This window comes from Rhizobium sp. USDA 4016, from assembly GCF_056279705.1.
Genome location: NZ_JBWCCY010000004.1, coordinates 2,447,419 through 2,471,093 on the forward strand (window position 1 = coordinate 2,447,419; position 23,675 = coordinate 2,471,093).

A 23,675-nucleotide genomic window follows, 5' to 3' on the forward strand; every position below is an offset into this window, starting at 1 on the left:
ACTGCATGGCTCGGAGAAAAGAATGGCGCGAGTGACGGGGCTCGAACCCGCGACCTCCGGCGTGACAGGCCGGCACTCTAACCGACTGAGCTACACCCGCGCATCTTGAAGGAAAGGCCGGAAAGCGCCTTGCGGCACATCTTAAAATGGCGCGAGTGACGGGGCTCGAACCCGCGACCTCCGGCGTGACAGGCCGGCACTCTAACCGACTGAGCTACACCCGCACTTCATTTCAAGTCATCCGGAGCTTTCGCATCCTTGTCAAAACGGACAGGCCGCTTCGATGAGCGGCTAACTAAGGGGTTCGCATTTGAGTGTCAAGCAGGTTTGGAGACAAAACCATGACAGTCCGGAAATTGTTTTCGAGGCGAAGTCCAGCCGCCGCACAAGAGCTGAGCGTTGACAGGACTTCCGACGCATTTTCGCGCGTCTGACGCCGCTTCAGGCCTTTCCGGCATATTGCTCGTCGCTGACCTGCTCCATCCAGTCGGCGACGCTGCCATTCAGTGATTCCTGGATGGCGATATGCGTCATCGCCGTTTCCGGGGCTGCGCCATGCCAGTGCTTTTCGCCGGCCGCGAACCAGACGGTGTCGCCCGGCCGGATTTCGCGGATGTCGCCGCCCCAGCTCTGCACAAGCCCCTTGCCGGACGTGATGATCAGCGTCTGGCCCAGAGGATGCGTGTGCCACGCGGTGCGCGCTCCCGGCTCGAATGTCACGTGCACGACCCTCACGCGGGCCGGATCCGGCGCTTCGATCAACGGATCAAGCCGCACGGTGCCAGCGAAATAGTCCCCCGAAGCCTTCGCCGATGGCCGGGAACCGGCTGTCTTGATTTCCATGCTATTGCCTCTTCGTTGTTTGATCCGGCGCGTCCCTCACAGAAAGTAGGTCATCGGTCGACCCATTTGAAGTGGAGCGGGAAGATATGCCAGACCAATCGGCACCGTTCTCGAATAAGCAACGTCTGCGCCCTATTTCCCCCGCAGGCGCTTGTCCGCCCGGGGCCTGGCTGATAGTCGCCGTGCGAGCTTTTCATCACGAATGGAGGATTCCCATGAAACAGCATTCTTTCGGCCGCATGCCGTTTTCAGTCACCAATGTCGGGTTCGGCGCATGGCAGATAGGCGGTTCCTGGGGCGAGGTTAGCGAGGCTGACGGCCGGGCGGCCCTCAATGCGGCGCTCGACGCCGGCATCACCTTCATCGACACAGCGGACGTTTATGGCGACGGCCGATCGGAAAAGATCGTCGCCGACGTGCTGAAGAGCCGTGGCGGCACGCGCCCGATGGTCGCCACCAAGGCCGGCCGAAGGCTGAACCCGCATGTCGCCGGCGGCTATACCAAGGCCAATCTCGAAGGCTTCATCGACCGCAGCCTGAAGAACCTGCAGGTCGACAGTCTCGACCTCGTCCAACTCCACTGCCCGCCGACCGAGGTGCTTTACCGTTCGGAAGTCTTCGACGGTCTCAACGAGCTGCAGAAGGCCGGCAAGATCAAGGGCTATGGTGTCAGCGTTTCGACGGTGGAGGAAGGCTTGAAAGCGATCGAGTTTCCGGGCGTTGAAAGCATCCAGATCATCTACAACATCTTCCGTCAGCGCCCCGATCGCCTGTTCTTCCAGGAAGCCCGCCGCAGGAACGTCGCCGTGATTGCCCGCGTGCCGCTCGCAAGTGGCCTGCTCTCCGGCAAGATCACCCGCGACACCAAGTTCGCAAGCGACGACCACCGCAATTTCAACCGCCACGGCGAGGCCTTCGATGTCGGCGAGACCTTCGCGGGCGTTCCCTTCGAGGTCGGCCTGCAAGCGGTCGAGGAGGTGCGCAAGCTGGTGCCGCAGGGCGCCTCTATGGCAGCCTTTGCGCTTCGCTGGATCCTGATGAACGATGCCGTGACCGTGATCATCCCCGGCGCGCGCAACGCCGAACAGGCAAGGGCCAACGCAGCGGCCGCCGATCTCGCGCCGCTCTCCCACGACGTGATGGACGCGACCCGCGAGATCTACGAGCGGCTGATTGCACCGCATGTGCATCAGCGCTGGTAAGCGTAACTTTCAGAACCAAAAATGGCCGGGTTTGACCCGGCCATTTCCTTTCAGTTCTGGGACCTCAGTTCGTGCCGACCAGGTTGACCGGGAAGAACAGGGTTTCACCTGAGGAGTCGCTGACCCCGTCGTTGTCGGTGACGGCATAGGCCTTGCCGCCAGCGTCGAAGGTGAAGCCTTCGATCTTGTCGAGCACGTAGCCGTTGGTGGCCGTCTTCAGCTCGTTGACGAAGTCGTAGGCTTCGGTCTTCTCGACGGCCGGCAGCTCGCCGCCGAGCTTGGCGGGCTTGAGATCGGCGATCGCCACCTTATAGAGCTTCTTCAACTTCGCTGCATCGCCCACGAGGTTGTCGCGCTCGATGATATAGACGTTGTCGCCATGGGCAGAGATTTCCGAAAGACCGACCCAGCCGTTTTCGGACTTGTCGAGCGGGTAGCGCACGGCGCCCCATTCCTTGCTCTTCAGATTGTAGGAGACGAGCTTGACGAAGCCCTTCTCGTCGTCCTTCCATTCACGCTGAATTGCCATCCACAGCGTTGCATCATCGCCGGAGCCGATGATCGTCACGCCTTCGAAGCCGTAGCGGATTTCGTTGGCGGTCAGTTCCTTCGGCAGGGCGACCTCGGCCTTGATCTCGCCCTTCGGATTGACGTGGTAGAGCGCGTGCGGCAGCAGCTTTTCGCTGTTGCCTTCGGAAGCGAGCCAGAACCAGCCCTTCTCATCGACGGCGATGCCCTCGATGTCGAGCTTCTGGGCGGCAGCACCATCACGCTTGACGGTCAGCGTCTCGGTGATGACGGCGGGCTTCTGCGTCGCGTCGATCGTGTAGATCGTCGGCTGCATGCCGAGCACGCTGTCGCTGACCGCAAAGAGCTTGCCGGGCTTTTCCGGGACGGCAGCAAGGCCCGAAAGGGCGGCAAAGCCGACCGGGTTGCCATCCTTCTCGGCCGCGACGATCTGCGGATAGGCCTTCTCTCCTTCGGCAAGCTCGTAGATCATCACATGCGAGCGCGGGCCGCCGTCCTTTCCGAGATCGACTTCGTTGGCGGTCGCAAAGAGGTTGCGCGAGGGGATGGCGACAGCGCCTTCCGGCGAAACGCCCGATGGCAATATCTGCGAGAGCTCCGGGTCGGCGCCCGTGTCCTTGTAGACGCCGACAACAGAAGCGCGCTCGGCAAGCACGAAGAAATATTGCTGGCCTCCGAAGGTGGCTGCTTCCAGGCCCTCCGGTTCGACGCCCTTCGAGGAGGAGCGGCCGTCCGGATAATGGCCGAGATCAGCCACGGCGCGCTCGAAGGAACTGCCGGATTCGTAGAGAACCTTGCCGGTCTTATCGAAAATCGTGAACCCGCGCGAGCCGCCTTCATAATCGCCTTCGTTGGCGACGACGAGACGGTTGTCGTCCAGCCATTTCACAGCGTCCGGTTCGCGCAGAACACCCTTCAGTTCGCCAGCAAACTTCAGCGCCCCGTCCTTCTTCGTGTCGATACCGGAAAGGTCGGTGCTGCCTGCGGAGAAATGCGTCTTCACCTGTGCGGTTTTGGCGTCGATGATGACGATCTCGTTGTTTTCCTGCAGTGTCAGTGCGATCTCATCCTGGCCGTTGAAGGCGACGAATTCCGGCTCCGGGTCCTCCGGCGCGACGGCCGAGAGGCCGGTCAGCGCAACGTGCTTGATCGTGCTGCAATCGACCGTTCCGTCCTTGACCTGGAAGATAGCGAGATCGCCTGCCGGCATCTGCGGGATCTTGCCGTCGTTGACGTCTTCGTCGCGCTCGTTTTCGATGGCGATGGTGCCGAGCGTCTTGTCCTTGTTGAGCGCGATCGAATCCGGCTGACCGCCGAGATCGCAGGTGTTCTCGATCTTTTTGGTGGCAACGTCGACGATTGCCAGATGGCCGGAAGGCTTCTGCTTACTCTCGCCGGTGTTGACGGCAACGAGCGCCTTGCCGGCTGCCGACGTAACGGATGTCGGCTCGCCGTCCATCATCAGCGCGCCGACGGCCTTCGGGGCCTTGGCATCGATGATGTCGACGAAGCCGATCGCGCCGAGCGGGCTGTCGCTGTAAATCAGCGTCCTGCCGTCATCGGTGGCGGTGATGATTTCGGCGGAGGTCGTGGAAAGCTTGTCCTTGCCGTCGGGCAGGTTTGCGGCAACCGGGAAGGACGCAATACGATTGAAAACAGGCTCCGCAGCGGCCGGGAAAGCAACGGACGCGAGAAGCACGGCAGCCAGTGTTGCCTTGCGCGATGAAATGGTCATGAAATCCCCCATGTGTCGAATATCGAAACGGGGGATTTTTGAGGGACGCTGATGACAGACACATGACAGCCGGCGCGTTTTGCGCCGCCCTGTCTATGCAGCCGTCTGCTCGCGGCGCAGTTCGTTGCGCATGATGAAGAGGGAGGCGCAAAAGATCAATGCCGCTCCGAGCCAGAGGTAACCGGTAGGCGCATAGCCGAAGACGAGCCAACCCGAAAAGACGTTGAGCGGCAGCTTGAGATCGTCGAAGGGCTGCACATAGGCAGCGTCGGCCGCTATATAGGCAAGTGTGAGAAAATATTGCGCGAGCACGGTCAGCAGGCCGGCGAGTACAAAAAGCCCCAGCGTGACGCCCGCCGGAACTTCGAAGCCGGCCGCCAGCGCAAGCCCGCCATTGATGGGCGTCAGAAGCACCAGCAGCCAGACCGTGATGGTTTCGGGCCGCTCGATGCCCGTCAGGTTCTTGGTGATCAGCGAGGAAGCGCCCCAGAGCAGCGCCGAGAGGATCGGCGCCAAGGATAATTGGTGCGCATCGCCGAGAAGCCGGCTCGGTAGAGGAACGGCAGCGAGAAGACGAGCGCGAAGGCAATGGACGCGGCCGGGAAGGCAAGCTTCATCGCCGCCCATTGCGTGACGACGTTGAGGATCGAGAAGGCCACGCCGGCCAGCACCATCCAGGCGGCACCTGCCATGGCACGCGACGTGGAAATAGTGAGGGAAGTCTGATTCATGTCATTCATCCAAGATAAAAAGGACCAACACAAATCAGGACGCATGAGCGCAACAACACCGCCGGGCAGTTCCCTGCCCTTCGTGCATGCGATCATTCTCTTTCATCCGGACTATGACCGTCGGCTCCGGCATCGCACCGGATCTGCTGACCCCTCCCCGCCCATGGGCGCGCGGAAGGCGCTCGCGGGCTCGGGCCGAGGCCCTTACCGCCGGTGGGGACTTTCACCCCGCCCTGAGAACAGAAAAGCCGTAGATGAAACTTGAAAAGCCCGCAAGACCTGCGGAAGTGGAAAAGGGTCCGGCTTTCGCCGAACCCCTCCAAACCTGGGCTGCCAGTCTCGTTATCCGGCGGCCAGAAATCTCATTAGCCGTTAACGGCATCCTTCAGGCCCTTGCCGGGCGTGAACTTCGGCACGTTGCGAGCCGGAATATTGACTTCGGCGCCGGTGGACGGATTGCGGCCCTTGGTGGCAGCGCGATGAGAAACGGTGAAGCTGCCGAAGCCGGCGAGACGGATGTCGCCCTTCTTCTTAAGTTCAGCCTGGACAACGTCGAAAACAGCGTCGACAGCAGAAGCAGCGTCAGCCTTGGTGAGGCCAGCCTTTTCGGCAACTGCGGACACGAGTTCATTCTTGTTCATGTTTCCACCCCTTTCAATGGTTCGAAACGACTCAAATCTGTAAGCCAGGCACAGAATAAGTTTCATCAGGCCCGCCGCAACCCAAAAGCCCTGCAAATCAAGGAAAAGCAAGCGGCTCTGTGACGTTTTCACAAAAAAGGCTGGCGTTTTAAGCCAGCCTTTTCCGAGTTTTGCAGCATTTTGACATAAATGTGGCAGGCAGCGCTCAGTGAGCGATGGCTGCACCTGTCTCATCGAGGCCCTCGACCGTCGCGATGACCGGCGTTTCAACCGTTCCATCCCATTCGATCGGTTCAGGCCTGCGAACCAGCGCATGCTTGATCACCTCGCCCATGCGGGATACCGGGATGATCTCCATGTTGTTCTTCACGTTGTCCGGAATCTCCGCCAGATCCTTGGCATTTTCTTCCGGGATCAGCACCTTCTTGATGCCGCCGCGAAGCGCTGCGAGCAGCTTTTCCTTCAGGCCGCCGATCGGCAGAACGCGGCCGCGAAGGGTGATCTCGCCGGTCATGGCGACATCCTTGTTGACCGGAATGCCGGTCATGATCGAGACGATCGCGGTTGCCATGGCGACACCGGCCGACGGGCCATCCTTCGGCGTCGCGCCTTCCGGCACGTGCACGTGGATGTCGCTCTTGTCAAAGCGCGGCGGCTCGATGCCGAAATCGACAGCGCGCGAGCGAACGTACGAGGCCGCAGCGGAGATCGACTCCTTCATGACTTCCTTCAGGTTGCCAGTGACCGTCATGCGGCCCTTGCCCGGCATCATCACGCCTTCGATCGTCAACAGCTCGCCGCCGACTTCGGTCCAGGCAAGACCGGTGACCACGCCGACCTGATCCTCGCGCTCGGCTTCGCCGTGGCGGAAGCGCGGAACGCCCAGATAGTCGTCGATGTTGGCAGCCGTGACGGCGACCGACTTCGACTTGCCCTTGATGATCTCGGTCACCGCCTTGCGGGCGAGCTTCATAAGTTCGCGTTCGAAGTTACGCACCCCTGCTTCGCGGGTGTATTGCTGGCTGATCGCCATCAGGGCATCGTCGCTGACCGAAAATTCCTCCGGCTGCAACGCATGTTCCTTGATGGCCTTCGGCAGCAGGTGCCGCTTGGCGATTTCTCGCTTTTCGTCTTCGGTATAGCCGGCGATACGGATGATCTCCATGCGGTCCATCAAAGGTGCCGGAATGTTCAGCGTATTCGCCGTCGTGATGAACATCACGTCCGACAGGTCGTATTCGACTTCCAGGTAGTGATCCATGAAGGTCGAGTTCTGGGCCGGGTCGAGCACTTCGAGCAGGGCCGAGGACGGATCGCCGCGGAAATCCATGCCCATCTTGTCGATCTCGTCGAGCAGGAAGAGCGGATTGGACTTTTTCGCCTTCTTCATCGACTGGATGACCTTGCCGGGCATCGAGCCGATATAGGTGCGGCGGTGACCGCGGATTTCGGCTTCGTCGCGAACGCCGCCGAGCGCCATGCGGACATACTCACGGCCGGTCGCCTTGGCAATCGACTGCGCAAGCGAGGTCTTGCCGACGCCCGGAGGGCCGACGAGGCACAAGATCGGCCCCTTGAGCTTGGCTGCACGCGCCTGCACGGCGAGATACTCGACGATCCGCTCCTTGACCTTGTCCAGGCCGAAGTGATCGGCTTCGAGGATCTGTTCTGCGTGGTTGAGGTCCGACTTGATCTTCGATTTCTTGCCCCACGGAATGCCGAGCAGCCAGTCGAGATAGTTGCGGACGACGGTTGCTTCGGCAGACATCGGGCTCATCTGGCGCAGCTTCTTCAGCTCCGCGTCGGCCTTCTCGCGCGCTTCCTTGGAAAGCTTGGTCTTGGAGATGCGCTCTTCCAGTTCGGCCATCTCGTCGCGGCCTTCCTCGCCGTCTCCGAGCTCCTTCTGGATCGCCTTCATCTGCTCATTCAGGTAGTATTCGCGCTGGGTCTTCTCCATCTGGCGCTTGACGCGCGAGCGGATGCGCTTTTCGACCTGCAGGACCGAAATCTCGCCTTCCATGAAGCCGAGCGCCTTTTCGAGGCGAGCCTTGACGCTGGTGGTTTCCAGCATCTCCTGCTTTTCGGTAATCTTGATCGACAGGTGCGAGGCAACCGTATCGGCGAGCTTGGAATAATCGTCGATCTGGCTGGCAGCGCCGACCACTTCAGGCGAGATCTTCTTGTTGAGCTTCACATAGCTCTCGAACTCCGAAACGACGGAGCGCGACAGCGCTTCCAGCTCGACCGGGTCGTCATGCGGCTCTTCGAGCACATGGCCGAGCGCCTCGTAGAAATCCTCGCGGCTGGTATAGGCATCGATCTCGGCACGGGCGCGGCCTTCGACAAGAACCTTCACGGTGCCGTCGGGCAGCTTCAGGAGCTGCAAAACATTGGCAACCGTGCCGACATTATGAATTGCTGAAGGATCTGGATCATCATCGCTTGCGTTGATCTGGGTGACCAGCATGATCTGCTTGTCAGAACCCATGACCTCTTCAAGCGCACGGATCGACTTTTCCCGTCCGACGAACAGCGGCACGATCATATGGGGGAAGACCACGATGTCGCGCAGGGGCAAAACAGGATAGGCAGTGCTGCTCGCTACAGACGTTTTCTTCGTCATTTTATTTCCTTTCCATCGTCCCGTTTCCGGGCTCTTTGCGCGGCCGCATGCGATTGGCCGGCACTCTCACTTGGGCTACAAGTGGAGGTTCTGACTATGCATTTCAAGCCACGCTAACGCCCGCGTTCCACGGTTGTGACAGCTTTATTACAACGGAACGCTAGTACAATGAAGCGCCTAACTGGATCGACGCTTACCACTTTCGAACCGGCTAAAACACAAGGCCGGAAACCTCGCTATGGAATCATTCCATCATCTTTAAGGACGGAACATTCCGCAACGTCAGCAATAGCGTTTTCCCAGTCTTGCCAGCCATTATTAACAGGACCATACACGGTTTTTCAAATAGAAAGGGGCCTGCCTTCGGCAAGCCCCTAAATCTAACCATACGAGGACCGGCATCAGGCCGAGGCGTTTGCCTTTTCCTCCTGACGGTCCGCATAGATGTAGAGCGGACGGGCAGAACCGCGGGCAACTTCCTCGGAGATAACGACTTCGCGAACGCCTTCCAGCGCCGGCAGTTCGAACATCGTATCGAGCAGGATCTTTTCCATGATCGAGCGAAGGCCGCGGGCACCGGTCTTGCGTACGATCGCCTTGCGGGCGATTTCGCGGAGCGCATCCTCGTGGAAAGTGAGTTCCACGTCTTCCATCTCGAACAGGCGCTGATACTGCTTGATGAGCGCGTTCTTCGGTTCCGACAGAATCTGGATCAGCGCATCCTCATCGAGGTCTTCGAGCGTTGCCAGGACCGGCAGACGACCGATGAATTCCGGAATGAGGCCAAACTTCACCAGATCTTCCGGCTCGAGTTCGCGCAGCACTTCGCCGACGCGGCGGTCATCCGGCGCCTTGACGGTCGCACCGAAGCCGATCGAGGTCTTCTCGCCGCGTGCCGAGATGATCTTGTCGAGACCGGCGAAGGCGCCGCCGCAGATGAACAGGATGTTCGTCGTGTCGACCTGCAGGAATTCCTGCTGCGGATGCTTGCGGCCGCCCTGCGGAGGAACGGAAGCGACGGTGCCTTCCATGATCTTCAGAAGCGCCTGCTGCACGCCCTCGCCCGACACGTCGCGAGTGATCGAGGGATTGTCGGACTTGCGGGAGATCTTGTCGACCTCGTCGATATAGACGATGCCGCGCTGGGCGCGCTCGACATTGTAGTCGGCAGACTGCAGAAGCTTCAGGATGATGTTTTCGACGTCTTCACCGACATAGCCGGCTTCGGTCAGCGTCGTTGCATCGGCCATCGTGAAGGGAACGTCGATGATGCGGGCGAGCGTCTGGGCGAGATAGGTCTTGCCGCAACCGGTCGGGCCGACCAACATGATGTTCGACTTCGCCAGTTCGACTTCACTGTTCTTGGTGGCATGCGCCAGGCGCTTGTAATGGTTGTGGACGGCAACCGACAGTATCTTTTTCGCCTGCCGCTGGCCGATGACGTATTCGTCGAGAACCTTGATGATGTCCTGGGGCGTGGGAACGCCGTCGCGGGACTTGACCATCGAGGACTTGTTCTCCTCGCGGATGATGTCCATGCACAGTTCGACGCATTCATCGCAGATGAAGACGGTCGGCCCGGCGATTAACTTCCGGACTTCGTGCTGGCTCTTTCCGCAGAACGAACAATACAGGGTATTCTTGGAGTCGCCGCCGTTGCTGCCGCTGACCTTGCTCATATCACTTTCCTTCCAGCACGCCGCATTTCAAGGTGAAATCGCGGTCCACTCAATGGCCCGCCGGCCTGCTCCCACCGGAGCATCAGCCGGCCAAGGCTTTAAGGGGTAAAAACCGGTACCCAACCAAAACATGCCCGGGTTCCGGCGGCAACGAACTCCCCTTCGAATGCCGAATGCTATGTCATACAGATTCAACATAGCATTAATAGTTACTATTAGCGTCTTCGCTACCGCATTAAACCCCTTGTTCAATCACAAATGGGATAGAACTGTGGCGGCAAAAACACCATCCCTATTAATTACTAGGCCTGATCGCCTTCCATTTCGATGCGCGACGTCAGGACCTTGTCGATCACGCCCCAGCTCTGAGCCTCGTCGGCATCCATGAAGTGGTCGCGGTCGAGGGTCTTTTCAACTTCTTCGTAGCTGCGGCCGGTATGCTTCACGTAGACCTCGTTCAGCCGGCGCTTCATCTTCAGGATATCCTTGGCGTGGCGCTCGATGTCGGATGCCTGCCCCTGGAAGCCGCCGGAGGGCTGGTGAACCATGATGCGGGAATTCGGAGTGGCAAAGCGCATATCCTTGTGGCCGGCGGCCAGAAGCAGCGAGCCCATCGAGGCCGCCTGGCCGATGCAGAGCGTCGAAACGGCGGGCTTGATGAACTGCATCGTGTCATAGATCGCCATGCCGGCACTCACGACGCCGCCCGGCGAATTGATATAGAGCGCGATTTCCTTCTTCGGGTTTTCGGCCTCGAGGAAGAGAAGCTGGGCGCACACGAGCGTCGCCATGTGATCCTCGACGGCGCCCGTGAGGAAGATGATGCGTTCCTTCAGCAGGCGGGAATAGATGTCGTAGGAGCGTTCACCGCGATTGGTCTGTTCCACGACCATCGGCACGAGGGCCATAGCGGTATCGACTGGGTTTCTCATGTGCGTCCTTTGCCAACGTCTGCCGGCTGCCGCCGGGAATCAAAGAAAATGCTTCATCCCTACATAGAGTGTCACCGCCCTCTTCTTCAAGACACGCATAAGGATAACGTTAAGAAGCGGAGCCGGCAGGATGAACCTCATGACAGGGCTATCTCCCAGCCGCCGCTTGACCGGGAGAGGCCACCAAGGGGGCTCACAGCTTTTCTCCGCGACAGGATGAACGAACCCTAAATACCACTCGGATAGTCCCGAGGCGGTTTACCTTGTGGAAAGCCTAATGGCGAATATAGGGCAGAAGGCGTTCCGGCATTAATCGACTGGAGAATTTCGGCGGCGAGAATGCCCGCATTCCAAGGGGTGTTGCCGTGTTTAATATTACTACAGGATTAGCCATCTGGTGCGCGGAAGCCATGACGCTCGCGTTGCTGCTGTTCATGGCCTGGCGCCATAACGTCCGCAACAGGGCCTATCTTTATTGGAGTCTCGGCTTCCTGTTGAGCGGCACCGGTTTTGCCATGATCGCGCTGCGCAGCCAAATCCCCGATATCCTATCGATCGAGGCCGGCAACGCGACCGCACTCCTCGGCCAGAGCGCCTGGGTTGCAGGCTTCATGGCGCTCGATCGCCGGAAGGTCGAATGGTGGGCGCTGCTGCCGCCGGCGATATGGCTTGCCGGCGTTTACCTGCCCTGGGTCAACGACGACTCCGGCAACCGCGTCATCCTTTACAATCTTGCTTCGGCGACCGGCGCCACCGGCCTTGCCATGGCCGTCTGCAGCGCCGGCATGCGCCGCGAACCGACGCGCGGCAAACTTGCCGCCGTCTTCATCGTCCAGGCATGGCTTTGCTTTGCCGTGGCTCTGACGATGGCCGTGACCTTGCCGAGCGACGCGGAAGCGACCAACTACAGCGGCGCAGCTGCCATGGCGAGCGCCTTTCTGCTGACGATCGCCTTCGCATTCACCTGCCGCATGATCATGGAACGTTCGGAAAAGCACTTGCGCGCCTTGAGCCTCACCGATTCATTGACCGGCGTCTGGAACCGCCGCGGCCTTTTCGCCCGGTTCGATGCAATGCATGAGAAGGCCTTCGACGACAAGTGCCAGATCGCAGTCCTGCTTTTCGATCTCGATCATTTCAAACGCGTCAACGACCGTTTCGGCCATCAGGCGGGCGACGCCGTTCTTTCGGCTTTTGCGAGGACGGCGCGCCAGTTCGTGCCGGATAACGTCTTCGGCCGCATGGGAGGCGAGGAATTCGCGGCCTTCGCGATCGTTGCCGACCAGATGGAGGCAGAGGCGCTTGCCGAATCGATCCGCGCCGAATTCTGCCGCGTGCCGGTCGCAACCGGCGAGGCGATCGTGCCGGCCACCGTCAGCATCGGCATTGCGCTCAGTTCTGCGGCCGAAACCAATATGGACAAGCTGATTTCCGCAGCCGACCGCGCACTCTATGCGGCAAAGGCCGCTGGCCGGAACTGCAGCGTCATTTTCGGAGCGGAAGAAGCCGCCGCCCCCGCACCTGCGGAAATGGACAAGAATGCCGGCGAGCTGGTCCCGACGGTTGACGATCAGGTCGACGCGCTCCGGCGGATGGGCTCGCTGTCGCGCGCCGGCTGACCTTCCGATCCATCTTTTCGGGGCATGTCAAATCCGCTAAGCCTGCGAACATGATGATAGCGCCCTTTTTCTCGATCGATCCCGCCACCCGCCGCGTTTCCCTCGACAGCAGCGATCCGGCTTTCTACGGCAATCCGAACGACGTCTATGAGGCGCTGCACTGCCATTGTCCGACCTTTTACTGGGAACAGCAAAAGCAGTGGTTCTTCACCGGCTACGACCATGTGAACGCATTGCTGCGCGACCGGCGCTTCGGCCGCCAGATCCTGCATATCGCGACGCGCGAAGAGCTGGGCCTTGCCGAGCCGGAGCAGCATCTGGCAAATTTCGATCTGGCCGAGCGCTACTCGCTGCTCGAACTCGAGCCGCCGGAGCACACGCGCCTGCGCACCCTCGTCAACCGCGCCTTCGTCTCACGCCATGTCGAGAAGATGAAGCCGGAGCTTGCGGAGCTCGCGAACAAGCTCATCGACGGTTTCAAGGACAAGGGCGAGGTCGAACTGCTTTCCGCCTTCGCCGATATCATCCCGGTGACGATGATCGCCCGCATGATTGGCATTCGGGAAGAAATGGGACCGCAGCTTCTTGCCTGGTCACATGCCTATATCCGCATGTATCTTTTCGGCCGCACGCGCGAAGACGAGGACGGCGCCGAGCGAGCCGCAAGCGAATTTTCCAATTATGTGAAGACGGTGATTGCCGAGCGCCGTGCCAACCCGCGCGACGATCTGCTGACGCACATGATCCACACGGAGCACAAGGGCCAGTACCTGACCGATGCCGAGCTGGTCTCGACAACGATCGTGCTCCTCAATGCCGGCCACGAGGCGACCGTGCACCAGATCGGCAACTCGGTCCGCGTCATCCTGGAAAGCGGCTGTGATCCCGCCGAACTGTTCAAAGACGAAGCGGCGACGGAGCGCACGGTCGAGGAAACGCTGCGTATCTGCGCGCCGGTGCATATCTTCCAGCGCTGGGCCTTGGCGCCCGTCGAGATCGATGGCATCTCTTTCAAGCGCGGCGACAAGGTGAGCCTGATCCTTGCCGCCGCCAATCTCGATCCGGCGAAATTCACCGATCCGCTGAGCTTCAGGCCCGACCGCAACGAAGCGCCGAACCTCTCCTTCGGGGCCGGCATTCACTTCTGCATCGGCGCGCCGCTCGCCAGGCTCGAACTCAACGTCGTCCTGCCGATCCTCTTCGAACGGCTACCGGGCCTCAAGTTGGCGAAGACGCCGTCTGTGAAGGACGTCTACCACTTCCACGGGTTGGATGCGCTGAATCTCGCCTGGTGACGATTGTCCGCCAAAGCTCAGCGATGACGGGCCTTATCGCCGATCGCTGCGATTTCGCTCATGTTGGAGATTTCGCGCAAAAGCTTGCGATAGATTGCCGGGGAATATTCTTCGGGAGCTGCGACTGGCTCAGCAAAGGCGTCCGGTCCGCCGATCACCTCGCTCCGGAAATAGGCAAGCAAGTTTTCGGGCGATATGACCTCTCCTTCATCGCCCAGCAATCCGCCATACACAACAGGTAAGGCATTGATGGTGATGCCGCGGGCAAGGACGCCGGCGCGGACGGGCATGACATCGCGCCCCTTGTTGTTGACGCCGTCGCCGGAGATATTGATGAGCGAGCGCGTCGCCTCATAGCCGCTGGAGCGGATCAGATAATCGGCATAGGAAAGTATGCCGCTGGTGGACGTGCCTCGGCGTATCTTTGCCGGTAAACTCACCTCAAGCGTCAGCGAAAACATCCAGGAATCGATCTCATTCGTGATGATGGTCCATGGCATGACTAGCCTTCGCTGTCCGTCGCCGCCCCATTCGACATAAGTGACGGCGATCCGGCCGTGCCTGCCTGCTGCGATCGCTTCGATGATTTCCGGGCGCCGGAACGCTTCGACGAAGCCCCGCTGCTGCAGGGCCTTTTCCTCCGCATCCATTGATGTCGATACGTCAGCCGCGATCACCAGCTGCATATCCACAGGCTCGCCGGCCACGGCGACATTGAATATTGTCGCAGCCATCGAAAGGCCGGCAAGCAATTCAGCGATATGGCGGTGCCCTCTGGATGTTTCCCTCCACACCTGCATGTCACCCTCCCCAAGAAGAGTTGATTGATTGCGTGAAAAGAGGCGTACGGACGAAATTGCCGGAGCGGCGATCGGGCCGGATGGCGGTTTCAATAGTGGAAAGCGATCTCAAGTTAAATTAGCTAAATATAATATAATGAGCGAACGTGATTGCTCGCGGTCAGCTGTAGTAATACTTCGGAATTAGCGCCTCGATCAAAACGGAACGCTTGCTCAAAAAAGGGCGCTTGGGACTGCGTTGGTTCGCCGCAGTCCCAAGGCGCGCCGCCTCAGGCCCTCGGGACACCATAGCGGGCGGCCGGGTGGTCGTGCGAGAGGTTGGGGCCAAGCGCCGAACGGGCAGCGGTGAACGCGTTCCAGTCGGCATTGTCCGGAAGAGAGGGAATGGTGATGAGTTCGCCCTGATCGAAGCCTGCCAGTGCCGCATCCACCATGTCCGTCACGTCCATGATCATCGTCGGCGGGAAGCGATCGAAGGAGCTGCCGACACGGTCAAAAATTTCGGTCCGGGTCAATCCGGGAAGCACGGCCTGGACCTTCACGCCCTTTGGCCCCGCTTCGGCGTTGATCGCCTGCGTCAGATTGAGCACGAAGGCCTTGGTGGCGCTGTAGGTGCCGTTGAAACGCTCGGCGATCAGCGCTACGACCGACGCGATGTTGATGATGGCGCCCTTGCCGCGTTTGGCGAATGTCTGCGCCGCGGCGATGCCGAGCCGGTTCACGGCTACGACATTCAATTCGATCATCGTTTCGAGATAGCCGATATCATCATCCAGCAGCGTGCCTTTCGGACCGATTCCGGCATTGTTGACGAGAAGCGTGATGTCTTCATCCTGACGCAGCCGTTGTTCGACCTTGCGGACATCTTCACGCTCCGTGAGATCGGCCGGCAACACCTCTGCCTTGATGCCCCGCTCTGCCGTCAGCTTTTCGGCAAGCGCATGCAGGCGACTGGCATCGCGGGCGACAAGCAGGAGATCATAGCCGCGTTTTGCCAGGCGATCGGCATAGGTCGCGCCGATCCCCGAGGAGGCGCCGGTCACGAGTGCAGTTCCAAGAGACGAGCGAGACATTAGTAATCCTTTCCGAGATGAATTTAGTGGTATATGCCACCATATTGATCGGAACCTGATTTCCCGCAAGAGCAATCGATGGAGAATTCCCAAGTGGCGATTGACTGATCGTCAACAATCCGCAGACATCGCCTCAGGAGAGCGATTATGGACGAGAAGACGGAAGGCTTTGAAAGCTGGGCCAATTGCAGCAACAGCGCATTGCGCCGCGCCACCAGGCAACTCGGCCAGCTCTATGACGACGTGCTGGCACCAAGCGGGCTCAAGGCGACGCAATACGGAATGCTCAGCCAGATTCACTTCAACGGCAACCCTTCCCTGAAATCCCTGGCCGATGGATTGGTGATGGATCTTTCCGCACTCGGACACACACTCAAGCCCCTCATCCGCGACGGGCTTGTGGAACTCGTGCCTGACGAGAAGGACCGCCGCGTGAAGCGGGCAAGATTGACGGAGATCGGCGTCGAAAAGTGGCAAGAGGCGCATCTGCTTTGGCGCGAGGCGCATTCGCGTTTCGACAACGCCTTCGGCGAAGAGGAATCGGCAGCGCTGCGCAATGCGATGAACCGCATCGCTTCACCGGACTTTGCAAAGAAATTCGTCGCCGGCCCTGAAAAGGACAGAGGCACTGCGCCCTAAACCCGGATCACATAATCCTTGCGAGTCGTTTCAACGACTTCCCAGGTTCCCTTGAAACCGGGCTTTAGAATCATCCGGTCGCCTGCCTTCAGATGCACCGGCTCGCCGCCGTCCTCGGTGACGATCGAGTGCCCGCAGAGCACGTTGAAATATTCCCACTCGTCATAGGAAATCCGCCATTTGCCGGGCGTCGCCTCCCAGATACCCGAATAGAGGCCGCCTTCGGCCTCCTCCAGGTTCCAGGTGCGGAACTGCGGATTGCCAGAAACGATGCGGTCCGCATCCGGTGCGCCGAACTCGGGTTCAGTTCCGTCTATGCCGAAGGTGATGTGGTTTGCCATGGACCTCAGATCTTCGAAAGCGACTGTTCAAGGTCGGCTATGATGTCCTTTACGTCCTCGATGCCGATCGAGAGGCGGACGACATCGGGACCGGCGCCGGCGGCGGCCTTCTGTTCGTCGGTCAGCTGGCGGTGGGTGGTCGAAGCCGGGTGGATGACCAGAGAGCGCGTATCGCCGATATTGGCGAGGTGGGAGAAGAGCTCCAGGCCCTCCACCAGCGCCTTGCCCGCCTCGTAGCCGCCCTTGACGCCGAAGGTGAAGACCGAGCCTGCACCCTTCGGCGAATAGCGCTGCTGCAGGGTGTGGTTCGGATCGTCGTCGAGACCCGCATAATTCACCCAGGCGATCTTGCTGTGTGCTTTCAGCCATCTGGCGACCGCTATGGCATTGTCGCTGTGACGCTGCATTCTTAGCGGCAGCGTTTCGATGCCGGTGAGGATCAGGAAGGCGTTGAAGGGCGAGATGGCCGGGCCGAGGTCGCGAAGGCCGAGCACGCGGGCGGCGATCGCGAAGGCGAAATTACCGAAGGTCGAATGCAGCACCATGCCGTTATATTCCGGGCGCGGGGTGGACAGCATTGGATAATTGCCGGACTTTGACCAGTCGAAGGTGCCGCCATCGACGATGATGCCGCCCATGGAATTGCCATGGCCGCCGAGGAACTTCGTCAGCGAATGCACGACGATGTCGGCGCCATGCTCGATCGGCCGGATGAGGTAAGGCGTCGCCATCGTGTTGTCGACGATAAGCGGCAGGCCGTGCCTGTGGGCCACTTCGGCAATCGCCGCGATGTCGACGAACGTGCCGCCGGGATTGGCCAGGCTTTCGATGAAGATCGCCCGCGTCTTCTCATCGATCTGGCTTTCAAAGTTTGCCGGATCGAGGGAATCGGCCCAGCGCACCTGCCAGCCGAAATTCCCGAAGGCATTGCCGAACTGATTGACCGAGCCGCCGTAGAGCTGCCTGGCCGCGACGAAATTCTCGCCCGGACGCATGATCGTATGAAAGACGATGACCTGCGCCGCGTGACCCGAAGCCACGGCAAGCGCTGCCGTACCGCCCTCAAGGGCTGCCACGCGCTCCTCCAGCACCGCCTGCGTGGGGTTCATGATGCGCGTATAGATATTGCCGAAGGCCTGCAGGCCAAAGAGCGAGGCCGCGTGATCGGAATCGTTAAAGACGAAGGCTGTCGTCTGATAGATCGGCGTTATCCGCGCGCCCGTCGCCGGATCCGGCTGCGCACCGGCATGGATTGCCAGCGTGTTGAAACCCGGATCGCTCGTCGCCATGTCGTCCTCCCGTCGCTATCGATGGCGGGAGCATAGACTACGATCCGCAAATGTTAATCGCTTTGCGTTTCAACCATCGGGCGTCTGGAGAAAAATCCGTGCACTCACGCGGCAAGGCGCGGGATTTCGATTGCCGGGCAGCGGTCCATCACAACTTTTATGCCAGCTTCCTCCGCCTTCGCTGCGGCAGCATCATCGCGCACGCCAAGCTGCGACCAAATCACCTTCGGCTGCAAGGGAAGAGCCAGAGCCTCATCAACGACGCCATGGAGATATTCCGAGGCGCGGAACACGTCGACCATATCGACCGGCACCGGGATATCGGCAAGCCGGGCATAGACGAGCTGGCCCTGGATCTGCTTGCCCGCCTGCCCGGGGTTGACGGGAATGACATTGTAGCCGCGCGACAGGAGATAGCCCATCACGCCGTTGCTCGGCCGGGCCGGATTGGGCGACGCCCCGGTCAGCGCGATCGTCTTCACGGAGTTCAAAATTCCGGCAATGTAATCGTCCGGATAACGGTCGTGATTCATCAGCTTTCCTCCAGTCGACATTATTTGCAGAGCGTTGAAACTGACAGTTCCTTCGGGCGTATATATAGGCATCCGGGTTCCCAAGGAGGAATAACCCATGAAAAAACTCGCTCTCGCCGCAGCGCTTTTCCTTGCGGCCTCACCATCGCTGGCGATCTCCCGCTACAATCCGATGTCCATGACCTGCCAAAGTGCCCGCGCCGCCATCCACAATCAAGGCGCCGTCATCTTCCGCTGGACCTCGCCGCGCGGCCTTCCGCTTTACGATCGCTACGTCCGCAACAGTCGGTACTGCGACGCTAACGAATATGCGGAGTGGAAGAACATACCGACCAGAGACGACCGGTCCTGCCCCGTCCTCAACTGCCAGAGTATCGACAATCTTGACGGGATGTTCTTCATACCAAACCACTCCCTGTAGCAGGTGTTCGGGACGCGAAAACGATTTCGCAAGAGCCGGAAACACGCAGCTTCCGGCCATTGTAAATCAGAAGCGGTTCGAATTGCTACTTGGATTTGCATCAAAATGGATATAGCAAAATTATAGAACAATCTCTATATTACAGAAGTATAAATCGAGAATGGACTAAGCGGAGAAATATTATCATCTATTAAACTTCTTTTGTCTTCGTTTTGTTCCTTTTTCGTTCTTGCGTCTATTAGAAACACCTCATAGTTGAGTGTGCGCGGCCAAAATAAACGTATTTCGAGCGCGCACGCTACGCCCCGATGATGCTGCACGTAGCGCCGGAACCGAGCATGACGATTCTCATTTTCAAGCAGGAGACCAGCCACCGGTTGCAAAATCCGCTCGCAAGATTGATTTTCGCGTCAACACGGCCCATACCCATTCTCCCCAGATAGCCTTCCCTTTCATTCCGGTCCGCATCGTGCCCCTCGACGTCATTCTGCTCGTTCTCTTCGGTGCATTCCTGCATGCGACATGGAACGCGATCATCAAGGCGGGGACCAACAAGTCGCTGGACGCGGCGCTTGTTTCGGCCGGCGGGGCAGTGGCGGCGCTGCCGTTCCTGCCCTTCCTTCCGCTGCCGCAGCCAACGGCCTGGCCCTTCATCGGCGCGTCGGCCGTCCTGCAATTTGCGTATTTTCAATTGGTCGCGGCCGCTTACCGCGCAGGCGATATCGGCCTCGTCTATCCGCTGATGCGCGGCTGTGCGCCGCTCCTCATCACCGCCACAAGCGGCTTCGTGTTGAACGAAAGCCTTTCGGGCGGCGCGCTCATCGGCACGATGACGATCTGCGCCGGCATTCTGACCCTTGCCTTCGAGGCGCGGCGCGGCAGCAAACATGCCATCATGCTCGCGCTCGTCAACGCCTGCGTCATCGCTACCTATACTTATGTCGACGGCATCGGCGCACGCGTCTCCGGCAATGCGGTGTCCTATACGCTGTGGATGGCGCTGCTGCCGCCGGTGCTGCTCTTTGCATGGGCGATCTCGCGCCGCGGCCTTCTCGCAGTCGCGGTTCATGTCCGCTACAATTGGTGGCGCGGTCTGATTGGCGGCGCCGGTTCGATCGCCTCCTACGGGTTCGCCCTCTGGGCCATGACCAAGGCGCCCGTCGCCACCGTTGCCGCGCTGCGGGAAACGTCGATCCTCTTCGCGCTCATCATTTCGGTGCTGGTCCTGAAGGAGAAAGCCAGCCCATGGCGTTATGTCGCAGGCGTGATCATCGCGAGCGGCGGACTGATCCTGAAGCTCGGGTAACAACTACGCGGCAGATTGCGCTGGAATAACCTCTTTTGAAATCCGCTCGCCCTTCTCACGTTCTGCAACAGCCAGATCGCAAGCAGATTGCAGATTGAGCCAAAAGCTGCGGATCGTTTCCCGTCTTCGCAGCGAAAGCATAGACGCCAAGGGCCATTGATTGTCGTTGCCCACTGACCTTTCCGATCGCCGCTCAATCTATGCAGTCCAACAGATTTAGCGGGCTCAAATCGTCGAGCGATTTCGCAATGAGCACGACTCGCCTTTTGGCCTTGTCTGCTCGTCCCGCAGAATGTCGAGCGCGCTACTCGCCGGTCCAACTCGGCACCCGTTTTGCAAGAAATGCGCCGATGCCCTCTTCCGCGTCTGCAGTCAGCATGTTGTCGACCATCACCTGGGCCGCATGGCTGTATGCCTCTTCTGTCGGCATTTCGAGCTGGCGGTAGAAGGCCTCCTTGCCGATCTTCAGCGTCAAGGGTGATTTCGAAGCGATGACGGAAGCGTATTTGCTCACGACCTGCGTCAGATACTGCTTGGGTACGATCCGGTTGACGAGGCCGAAGTCCTTGGCGGTCGAAGCATCGATCGTTTCGCCGGTCAGCAGCATTTCCATCGCCTGCTTCCGGTGCGCGGCGCGCGTAACGGCGACCATTGGCGTCGAGCAGAACAGCCCGATATTGACGCCAGGTGTGCAGAAGGTCGCGGTGTCGGTACAGATCGCAAGGTCGCAGGAGACGACGAGCTGGCAGCCGGCTGCGGTCGCAAGGCCGTCGATCTGCGCGATCACCGGTTTCGGCAGGCGGGTGATCTCCAGCATGAGATCGGCTGCAAGCGCAAATGTCTCCTCGAAGAAGGCCACCCCGCCATCGGCATCGGCACGATGCTCCGTCATCTCCTTGAGATCGTGCCCCGCAGAGAACACATCGCCGGTCGAGGCGATGACCACTACGCGGACTTCGCCGTCTTCAGCGGCTTTCTGAAGCTCCCCCATCAACAGTTCCATCACCGCGATCGAAAGCACGTTCGCCGGCGGGTTGTTGAGCGTGAGCCGCAGCACGCCATCGGCAAGCGAGCGGGTAACGAGGACACTCCCATCCTCGTTTGCGCCCTTCCGGAAGGATACGACTTCGGCCATGGTCTAACTCCTTACATTGCGATTTCGTGCTAACAGTTCTGTCACAAGCTATCGGCAATTTCGAGGAGAAGCGATGCAGCCGGTCATGACGATCGAGGAGGTCCACCAGTTTCTGGAGACCGATTTCCCGCAGATCCACACGGACGGGCGCGTCTTTACCGTGACGGATATTACGCCCGGCAGTGTCTCGACGCGGTTCGATCCGTCAAAAAGGCATCTGCGCCCTGGCGGCACCGTGTCCGGTCCTGCCCTCTTCACGCTGGCGGACGTCACCGCCTATGCAGCGGTGCTTGCCCATATCGGCCCGGTCGCACTTGCCGTCACGACCAGCCTCAACATCAATTTCCTGCGCCTGCCGAAGCCGCAGCCGACAACCTGCACCTGCCGGATCCTCAAGCTCGGAAAGCGGCTCGCCGTTATCGACGCCGCCATCTTTCAGGAAAATCCGGCCGAGCTGGTGGCCCATGCGACGGCAACTTATTCGATTCCACCGCGATAAAATTACGGTATCATATTACCACATAATTAACATATTGATTTTGTTTCGTATATTTTACGGTGACGCAGACGGGTGATATTGACCGTTAAGGCCTTTCCCTCTATACACCGCGCCAGAAGCGCAGCCTTTCCGGGCTGCTTTCTTTTTGGCGCGCTTTCGGGTGCGTCAAACCAAGCAACAAGAAACGCCCTTGGCCCTCGGGTTCAGGGATCCAAAAGAGAGAATTACTATGGCAACCTTCTCCCAGAAGCCTGCAGAGGTGGAGAAGAAGTGGGTGATCATCGACGCCGAAGGGCTTGTCGTTGGCCGCCTCGCTTCCCTCATCGCCATGCGTCTGCGCGGCAAGCACAAGGCAACCTTCACGCCTCACGTTGACGACGGCGACAACGTTATCGTCATCAATGCCGACAAGGTCGTTTTCACCGGCAAGAAGTATTCCGACAAGGTCTACTACTGGCACACCGGTTATGCCGGCGGCATCAAGGAGCGCACCGCTCGCCAGATCATCGAAGGCCGCTTCCCGGAGCGCGTCCTCGAGAAGGCCGTTGAGCGCATGGTCCCGCGTGGTCCGCTCGGCCGTCGCCAGATGAAGAACCTCCGCGTCTACTCCGGTTCCAACCATCCCCATGAAGCACAGCAGCCGACCGTCCTCGACGTCGCCAAGCTGAACAAGAAGAACGTAAGGAGCGCCTGACAATGGCTGACCTCTCTTCCCTGAAGGACCTCGGCACGTCGTCGGAAGCAGCTGCTCCGGTTCACGTCCGCAAGGTCGACTCGCTTGGCCGCTCCTATGCGACCGGCAAGCGTAAGGATGCCGTAGCCCGTGTTTGGCTCAAGGCCGGCTCCGGCAAGATCACCGTCAACGGCAAGGACTTCACGGCATACTTCGCCCGTCCGGTCCTGCAGATGATCCTGCGCCAGCCGATCGTCGCTGCAGCCCGCGACGGCCAGTTCGACATCGTTGCAACGGTTGCAGGCGGCGGTCTTTCCGGCCAGGCCGGTGCCGTTCGTCACGGTCTCTCGAAGGCCCTCACCTACTTCGAGCCGGGCCTTCGCGGCGTGCTCAAGAAGGGCGGCTTCCTGACCCGCGACAGCCGCGTCGTCGAGCGTAAGAAGTACGGCAAGGCCAAGGCCCGCCGTTCGTTCCAGTTCTCGAAGCGCTAATCGCTCCAGAATACGGATTTTGCAAAGGCCGGGTCTTTCCCGGCCTTTTCTTTTGCCACCGCTCGCAACCGGCCCTCAGATCGGCAGCTCTGTCGTCGACTTCAGTTCGCGCAGGACGAAGCTCGAAACCACATTGCGCACATGTGGATTGCGCATCAGGTAGCGTGTCATGAAGGCCTCGTAGGCTTCGACGTCGCGCGCCCTGATCTTCAGCATATAGTCGAACGTCCCCGATAGCGCATAGCATTCCATGATCTCGGGCCGGTCGCGCACTGCGGCGGCAAAGGCTTCGATCGCCTCTTCGTGGTGGTCCTCCAAGGTTACATGGGCGATGATGCAGAGCTTGAGATCGAGCTTTGCCGGATCGAGGAGCGCCACACGCTTGCGAATGACGCCTTCCGTCTCGAGTTCCTGCATCTTGCGCCAGGCGGTGCTTTGCGACATGCCGGCCTTTTCCGCCAGCTCGGCGAGCGACAGAGTGCTGCCGGCCTGCACAAGCTGCAGGAGCTTGCGGGCCGCCTTCAAATTTTCTTTCATTCTTTCCCCTCCTCACGGATTATTCTCCCATTTTCCAACCATAATCCGGCAATGCTGAAATGTTTACCCGCATTCCCAGGGATATAATGGTGACATGACAGCCGGAGGTC

Annotated in this window: 23 protein-coding genes, 2 tRNA genes, 1 pseudogene and 1 riboswitch; of the genes and pseudogenes, 9 read left to right on the top strand and 17 right to left on the bottom strand. The window is 59.8% G+C overall.

Features of this window, described 5'->3' with window-relative positions; all coding sequences use genetic code 11:
• Positions 1-23 precede the first annotated feature (23 nt).
• The 3 genes from ACZ9DP_RS27570 to ACZ9DP_RS27580 form a co-directional block, all read right to left on the bottom strand.
• Positions 24-100, bottom strand: a tRNA-Asp gene (locus ACZ9DP_RS27570).
• A gap of 47 nt (positions 101-147) precedes the next feature.
• Positions 148-224, bottom strand: a tRNA-Asp gene (locus ACZ9DP_RS27575).
• A 217-nt stretch (positions 225-441) separates the two neighbouring features.
• Complete coding sequence (locus tag ACZ9DP_RS27580) at positions 442-843, bottom strand: (R)-mandelonitrile lyase (RefSeq protein WP_476204166.1); 402 nt, start codon at positions 841-843, stop codon at positions 442-444.
• A gap of 215 nt (positions 844-1,058) precedes the next feature.
• Between ACZ9DP_RS27580 and ACZ9DP_RS27585 the strand changes: the two genes are divergently transcribed.
• Entirely contained in the window at positions 1,059-2,045 is a 987-nt protein-coding gene (locus tag ACZ9DP_RS27585; RefSeq protein ID WP_476204167.1) for an aldo/keto reductase, read from the top strand.
• A gap of 64 nt (positions 2,046-2,109) precedes the next feature.
• Here the strand turns inward: ACZ9DP_RS27585 and ACZ9DP_RS27590 are convergent, their stop codons facing one another.
• The 6 genes and pseudogenes from ACZ9DP_RS27590 to clpP form a co-directional block, all read right to left on the bottom strand.
• On the bottom strand, positions 2,110-4,308 hold the full coding sequence (locus tag ACZ9DP_RS27590) for an esterase-like activity of phytase family protein (protein ID WP_476204168.1): 2,199 nt from the start codon (positions 4,306-4,308) through the stop codon (positions 2,110-2,112).
• A gap of 93 nt (positions 4,309-4,401) precedes the next feature.
• Positions 4,402-5,039 (bottom strand): annotated as a pseudogene (locus tag ACZ9DP_RS27595) (EamA family transporter).
• A 90-nt stretch (positions 5,040-5,129) separates the two neighbouring features.
• Positions 5,130-5,284: riboswitch (FMN riboswitch) on the bottom strand.
• 120 nt (positions 5,285-5,404) lie between these two features.
• On the bottom strand, positions 5,405-5,680 hold the full coding sequence (gene hupB, locus ACZ9DP_RS27600; protein WP_028739578.1) for a DNA-binding protein HupB: 276 nt from the start codon (positions 5,678-5,680) through the stop codon (positions 5,405-5,407).
• Between the two features lie 205 nt (positions 5,681-5,885).
• A complete protein-coding gene (gene lon / locus ACZ9DP_RS27605) occupies positions 5,886-8,303 on the bottom strand; it encodes an endopeptidase La (RefSeq protein ID WP_074067394.1) in 2,418 nt (805 codons plus the stop codon).
• 401 nt (positions 8,304-8,704) lie between these two features.
• A complete protein-coding gene (gene clpX, locus ACZ9DP_RS27610) occupies positions 8,705-9,982 on the bottom strand; it encodes an ATP-dependent Clp protease ATP-binding subunit ClpX (protein WP_022714809.1) in 1,278 nt (425 codons plus the stop codon).
• Positions 9,983-10,284: 302 nt separating this feature from the next.
• A complete protein-coding gene (gene clpP, locus ACZ9DP_RS27615) occupies positions 10,285-10,914 on the bottom strand; it encodes an ATP-dependent Clp endopeptidase proteolytic subunit ClpP (RefSeq protein WP_039844551.1) in 630 nt (209 codons plus the stop codon).
• A 365-nt stretch (positions 10,915-11,279) separates the two neighbouring features.
• On the opposite strand from clpP, the gene ACZ9DP_RS27620 reads away from it, so the two are divergent.
• Both ACZ9DP_RS27620 and ACZ9DP_RS27625 read left to right on the top strand, forming a co-directional pair.
• A complete protein-coding gene (locus ACZ9DP_RS27620) occupies positions 11,280-12,533 on the top strand; it encodes a sensor domain-containing diguanylate cyclase (RefSeq protein ID WP_476204169.1) in 1,254 nt (417 codons plus the stop codon).
• A gap of 50 nt (positions 12,534-12,583) precedes the next feature.
• Positions 12,584-13,828, top strand: a complete 1,245-nt coding sequence (locus ACZ9DP_RS27625) for a cytochrome P450 (RefSeq protein WP_476204170.1) — start codon at positions 12,584-12,586, stop codon at positions 13,826-13,828.
• 17 nt (positions 13,829-13,845) lie between these two features.
• On the opposite strand, the gene ACZ9DP_RS27630 is transcribed toward ACZ9DP_RS27625, so the two are convergent.
• Positions 13,846-14,628, bottom strand: a complete 783-nt coding sequence (locus ACZ9DP_RS27630) for a DUF1194 domain-containing protein (RefSeq protein WP_476204171.1) — start codon at positions 14,626-14,628, stop codon at positions 13,846-13,848.
• A gap of 269 nt (positions 14,629-14,897) precedes the next feature.
• Complete coding sequence (locus ACZ9DP_RS27635; RefSeq protein WP_476204172.1) at positions 14,898-15,701, bottom strand: SDR family NAD(P)-dependent oxidoreductase; 804 nt, start codon at positions 15,699-15,701, stop codon at positions 14,898-14,900.
• 147 nt (positions 15,702-15,848) lie between these two features.
• Between ACZ9DP_RS27635 and ACZ9DP_RS27640 the strand changes: the two genes are divergently transcribed.
• A complete protein-coding gene (locus ACZ9DP_RS27640; RefSeq protein ID WP_476204173.1) occupies positions 15,849-16,340 on the top strand; it encodes a MarR family winged helix-turn-helix transcriptional regulator in 492 nt (163 codons plus the stop codon).
• Here ACZ9DP_RS27640 and ACZ9DP_RS27645 read toward each other — a convergent pair.
• The 3 genes from ACZ9DP_RS27645 to ACZ9DP_RS27655 form a co-directional block, all read right to left on the bottom strand.
• Positions 16,337-16,681, bottom strand: a complete 345-nt coding sequence (locus ACZ9DP_RS27645) for a cupin domain-containing protein (RefSeq protein WP_074067384.1) — start codon at positions 16,679-16,681, stop codon at positions 16,337-16,339. The two genes, ACZ9DP_RS27640 and ACZ9DP_RS27645, sit on opposite strands and share 4 nt — an antisense overlap.
• Before the next feature lie 5 nt (positions 16,682-16,686).
• Positions 16,687-17,970, bottom strand: a complete 1,284-nt coding sequence (locus ACZ9DP_RS27650) for an O-acetylhomoserine aminocarboxypropyltransferase (RefSeq protein WP_476204174.1) — start codon at positions 17,968-17,970, stop codon at positions 16,687-16,689.
• A 104-nt stretch (positions 17,971-18,074) separates the two neighbouring features.
• A complete protein-coding gene (locus tag ACZ9DP_RS27655; RefSeq protein ID WP_476204175.1) occupies positions 18,075-18,503 on the bottom strand; it encodes a CoA-binding protein in 429 nt (142 codons plus the stop codon).
• 97 nt (positions 18,504-18,600) lie between these two features.
• Here ACZ9DP_RS27655 and ACZ9DP_RS27660 point away from each other — a divergent pair, with 97 nt between their 5' ends.
• Both ACZ9DP_RS27660 and ACZ9DP_RS27665 read left to right on the top strand, forming a co-directional pair.
• A complete protein-coding gene (locus tag ACZ9DP_RS27660; RefSeq protein ID WP_022714793.1) occupies positions 18,601-18,924 on the top strand; it encodes a hypothetical protein in 324 nt (107 codons plus the stop codon).
• Positions 18,925-19,393: 469 nt separating this feature from the next.
• Positions 19,394-20,230, top strand: coding sequence for an EamA family transporter (locus ACZ9DP_RS27665; protein ID WP_194730107.1), 837 nt, complete (start codon positions 19,394-19,396; stop codon positions 20,228-20,230).
• A gap of 3 nt (positions 20,231-20,233) precedes the next feature.
• On the opposite strand, the gene ACZ9DP_RS27670 is transcribed toward ACZ9DP_RS27665, so the two are convergent.
• Positions 20,234-20,404, bottom strand: coding sequence for a hypothetical protein (locus tag ACZ9DP_RS27670; RefSeq protein ID WP_239599324.1), 171 nt, complete (start codon positions 20,402-20,404; stop codon positions 20,234-20,236).
• Between the two features lie 130 nt (positions 20,405-20,534).
• Positions 20,535-21,365, bottom strand: a complete 831-nt coding sequence (locus ACZ9DP_RS27675) for an enoyl-CoA hydratase (protein ID WP_074067380.1) — start codon at positions 21,363-21,365, stop codon at positions 20,535-20,537.
• Between the two features lie 73 nt (positions 21,366-21,438).
• On the opposite strand from ACZ9DP_RS27675, the gene ACZ9DP_RS27680 reads away from it, so the two are divergent.
• The 3 genes from ACZ9DP_RS27680 (at position 21,439) to rpsI (ending at position 23,028) form a co-directional block, all read left to right on the top strand.
• Entirely contained in the window at positions 21,439-21,864 is a 426-nt protein-coding gene (locus tag ACZ9DP_RS27680) for a PaaI family thioesterase (RefSeq protein ID WP_039844541.1), read from the top strand.
• A 229-nt stretch (positions 21,865-22,093) separates the two neighbouring features.
• The gene (gene rplM / locus ACZ9DP_RS27685; RefSeq protein WP_022714788.1) at positions 22,094-22,558 is read left to right on the top strand and encodes a 50S ribosomal protein L13; all 465 of its coding nucleotides are present in this window, start codon (positions 22,094-22,096) and stop codon (positions 22,556-22,558) included.
• A gap of 2 nt (positions 22,559-22,560) precedes the next feature.
• Entirely contained in the window at positions 22,561-23,028 is a 468-nt protein-coding gene (gene rpsI / locus ACZ9DP_RS27690; RefSeq protein WP_022714787.1) for a 30S ribosomal protein S9, read from the top strand.
• Positions 23,029-23,103: 75 nt separating this feature from the next.
• Here the strand turns inward: rpsI and ACZ9DP_RS27695 are convergent, their stop codons facing one another.
• The gene (locus ACZ9DP_RS27695; protein ID WP_074067377.1) at positions 23,104-23,565 is read right to left on the bottom strand and encodes an Lrp/AsnC family transcriptional regulator; all 462 of its coding nucleotides are present in this window, start codon (positions 23,563-23,565) and stop codon (positions 23,104-23,106) included.
• Positions 23,566-23,675: the final 110 nt, after the last annotated feature.

Excerpts from the sequence above, each read along its gene's own strand:
- ACZ9DP_RS27580 (WP_476204166.1), bottom strand. The coding sequence starts at position 843 with ATGGAAATCAAGACAGCCGGTTCCCGGCCATCGGCGAAGGCTTCGGGG.
- ACZ9DP_RS27585 (WP_476204167.1), top strand. The coding sequence starts at position 1,059 with ATGAAACAGCATTCTTTCGGCCGCATGCCGTTTTCAGTCACCAATGTC.
- ACZ9DP_RS27590 (WP_476204168.1), bottom strand. The coding sequence starts at position 4,308 with ATGACCATTTCATCGCGCAAGGCAACACTGGCTGCCGTGCTTCTCGCG.
- hupB (WP_028739578.1), bottom strand. The coding sequence starts at position 5,680 with ATGAACAAGAATGAACTCGTGTCCGCAGTTGCCGAAAAGGCTGGCCTC.
- lon (WP_074067394.1), bottom strand. The coding sequence starts at position 8,303 with ATGACGAAGAAAACGTCTGTAGCGAGCAGCACTGCCTATCCTGTTTTG.
- clpX (WP_022714809.1), bottom strand. The coding sequence starts at position 9,982 with ATGAGCAAGGTCAGCGGCAGCAACGGCGGCGACTCCAAGAATACCCTG.
- clpP (WP_039844551.1), bottom strand. The coding sequence starts at position 10,914 with ATGAGAAACCCAGTCGATACCGCTATGGCCCTCGTGCCGATGGTCGTG.
- ACZ9DP_RS27625 (WP_476204170.1), top strand. The coding sequence starts at position 12,584 with ATGATGATAGCGCCCTTTTTCTCGATCGATCCCGCCACCCGCCGCGTT.
- ACZ9DP_RS27630 (WP_476204171.1), bottom strand. The coding sequence starts at position 14,628 with ATGCAGGTGTGGAGGGAAACATCCAGAGGGCACCGCCATATCGCTGAA.
- ACZ9DP_RS27635 (WP_476204172.1), bottom strand. The coding sequence starts at position 15,701 with ATGTCTCGCTCGTCTCTTGGAACTGCACTCGTGACCGGCGCCTCCTCG.
- ACZ9DP_RS27640 (WP_476204173.1), top strand. The coding sequence starts at position 15,849 with ATGGACGAGAAGACGGAAGGCTTTGAAAGCTGGGCCAATTGCAGCAAC.
- ACZ9DP_RS27645 (WP_074067384.1), bottom strand. The coding sequence starts at position 16,681 with ATGGCAAACCACATCACCTTCGGCATAGACGGAACTGAACCCGAGTTC.
- ACZ9DP_RS27650 (WP_476204174.1), bottom strand. The coding sequence starts at position 17,970 with ATGGCGACGAGCGATCCGGGTTTCAACACGCTGGCAATCCATGCCGGT.
- ACZ9DP_RS27655 (WP_476204175.1), bottom strand. The coding sequence starts at position 18,503 with ATGAATCACGACCGTTATCCGGACGATTACATTGCCGGAATTTTGAAC.
- ACZ9DP_RS27660 (WP_022714793.1), top strand. The coding sequence starts at position 18,601 with ATGAAAAAACTCGCTCTCGCCGCAGCGCTTTTCCTTGCGGCCTCACCA.
- ACZ9DP_RS27675 (WP_074067380.1), bottom strand. The coding sequence starts at position 21,365 with ATGGCCGAAGTCGTATCCTTCCGGAAGGGCGCAAACGAGGATGGGAGT.
- ACZ9DP_RS27680 (WP_039844541.1), top strand. The coding sequence starts at position 21,439 with ATGCAGCCGGTCATGACGATCGAGGAGGTCCACCAGTTTCTGGAGACC.
- rplM (WP_022714788.1), top strand. The coding sequence starts at position 22,094 with ATGGCAACCTTCTCCCAGAAGCCTGCAGAGGTGGAGAAGAAGTGGGTG.
- rpsI (WP_022714787.1), top strand. The coding sequence starts at position 22,561 with ATGGCTGACCTCTCTTCCCTGAAGGACCTCGGCACGTCGTCGGAAGCA.
- ACZ9DP_RS27695 (WP_074067377.1), bottom strand. The coding sequence starts at position 23,565 with ATGAAAGAAAATTTGAAGGCGGCCCGCAAGCTCCTGCAGCTTGTGCAG.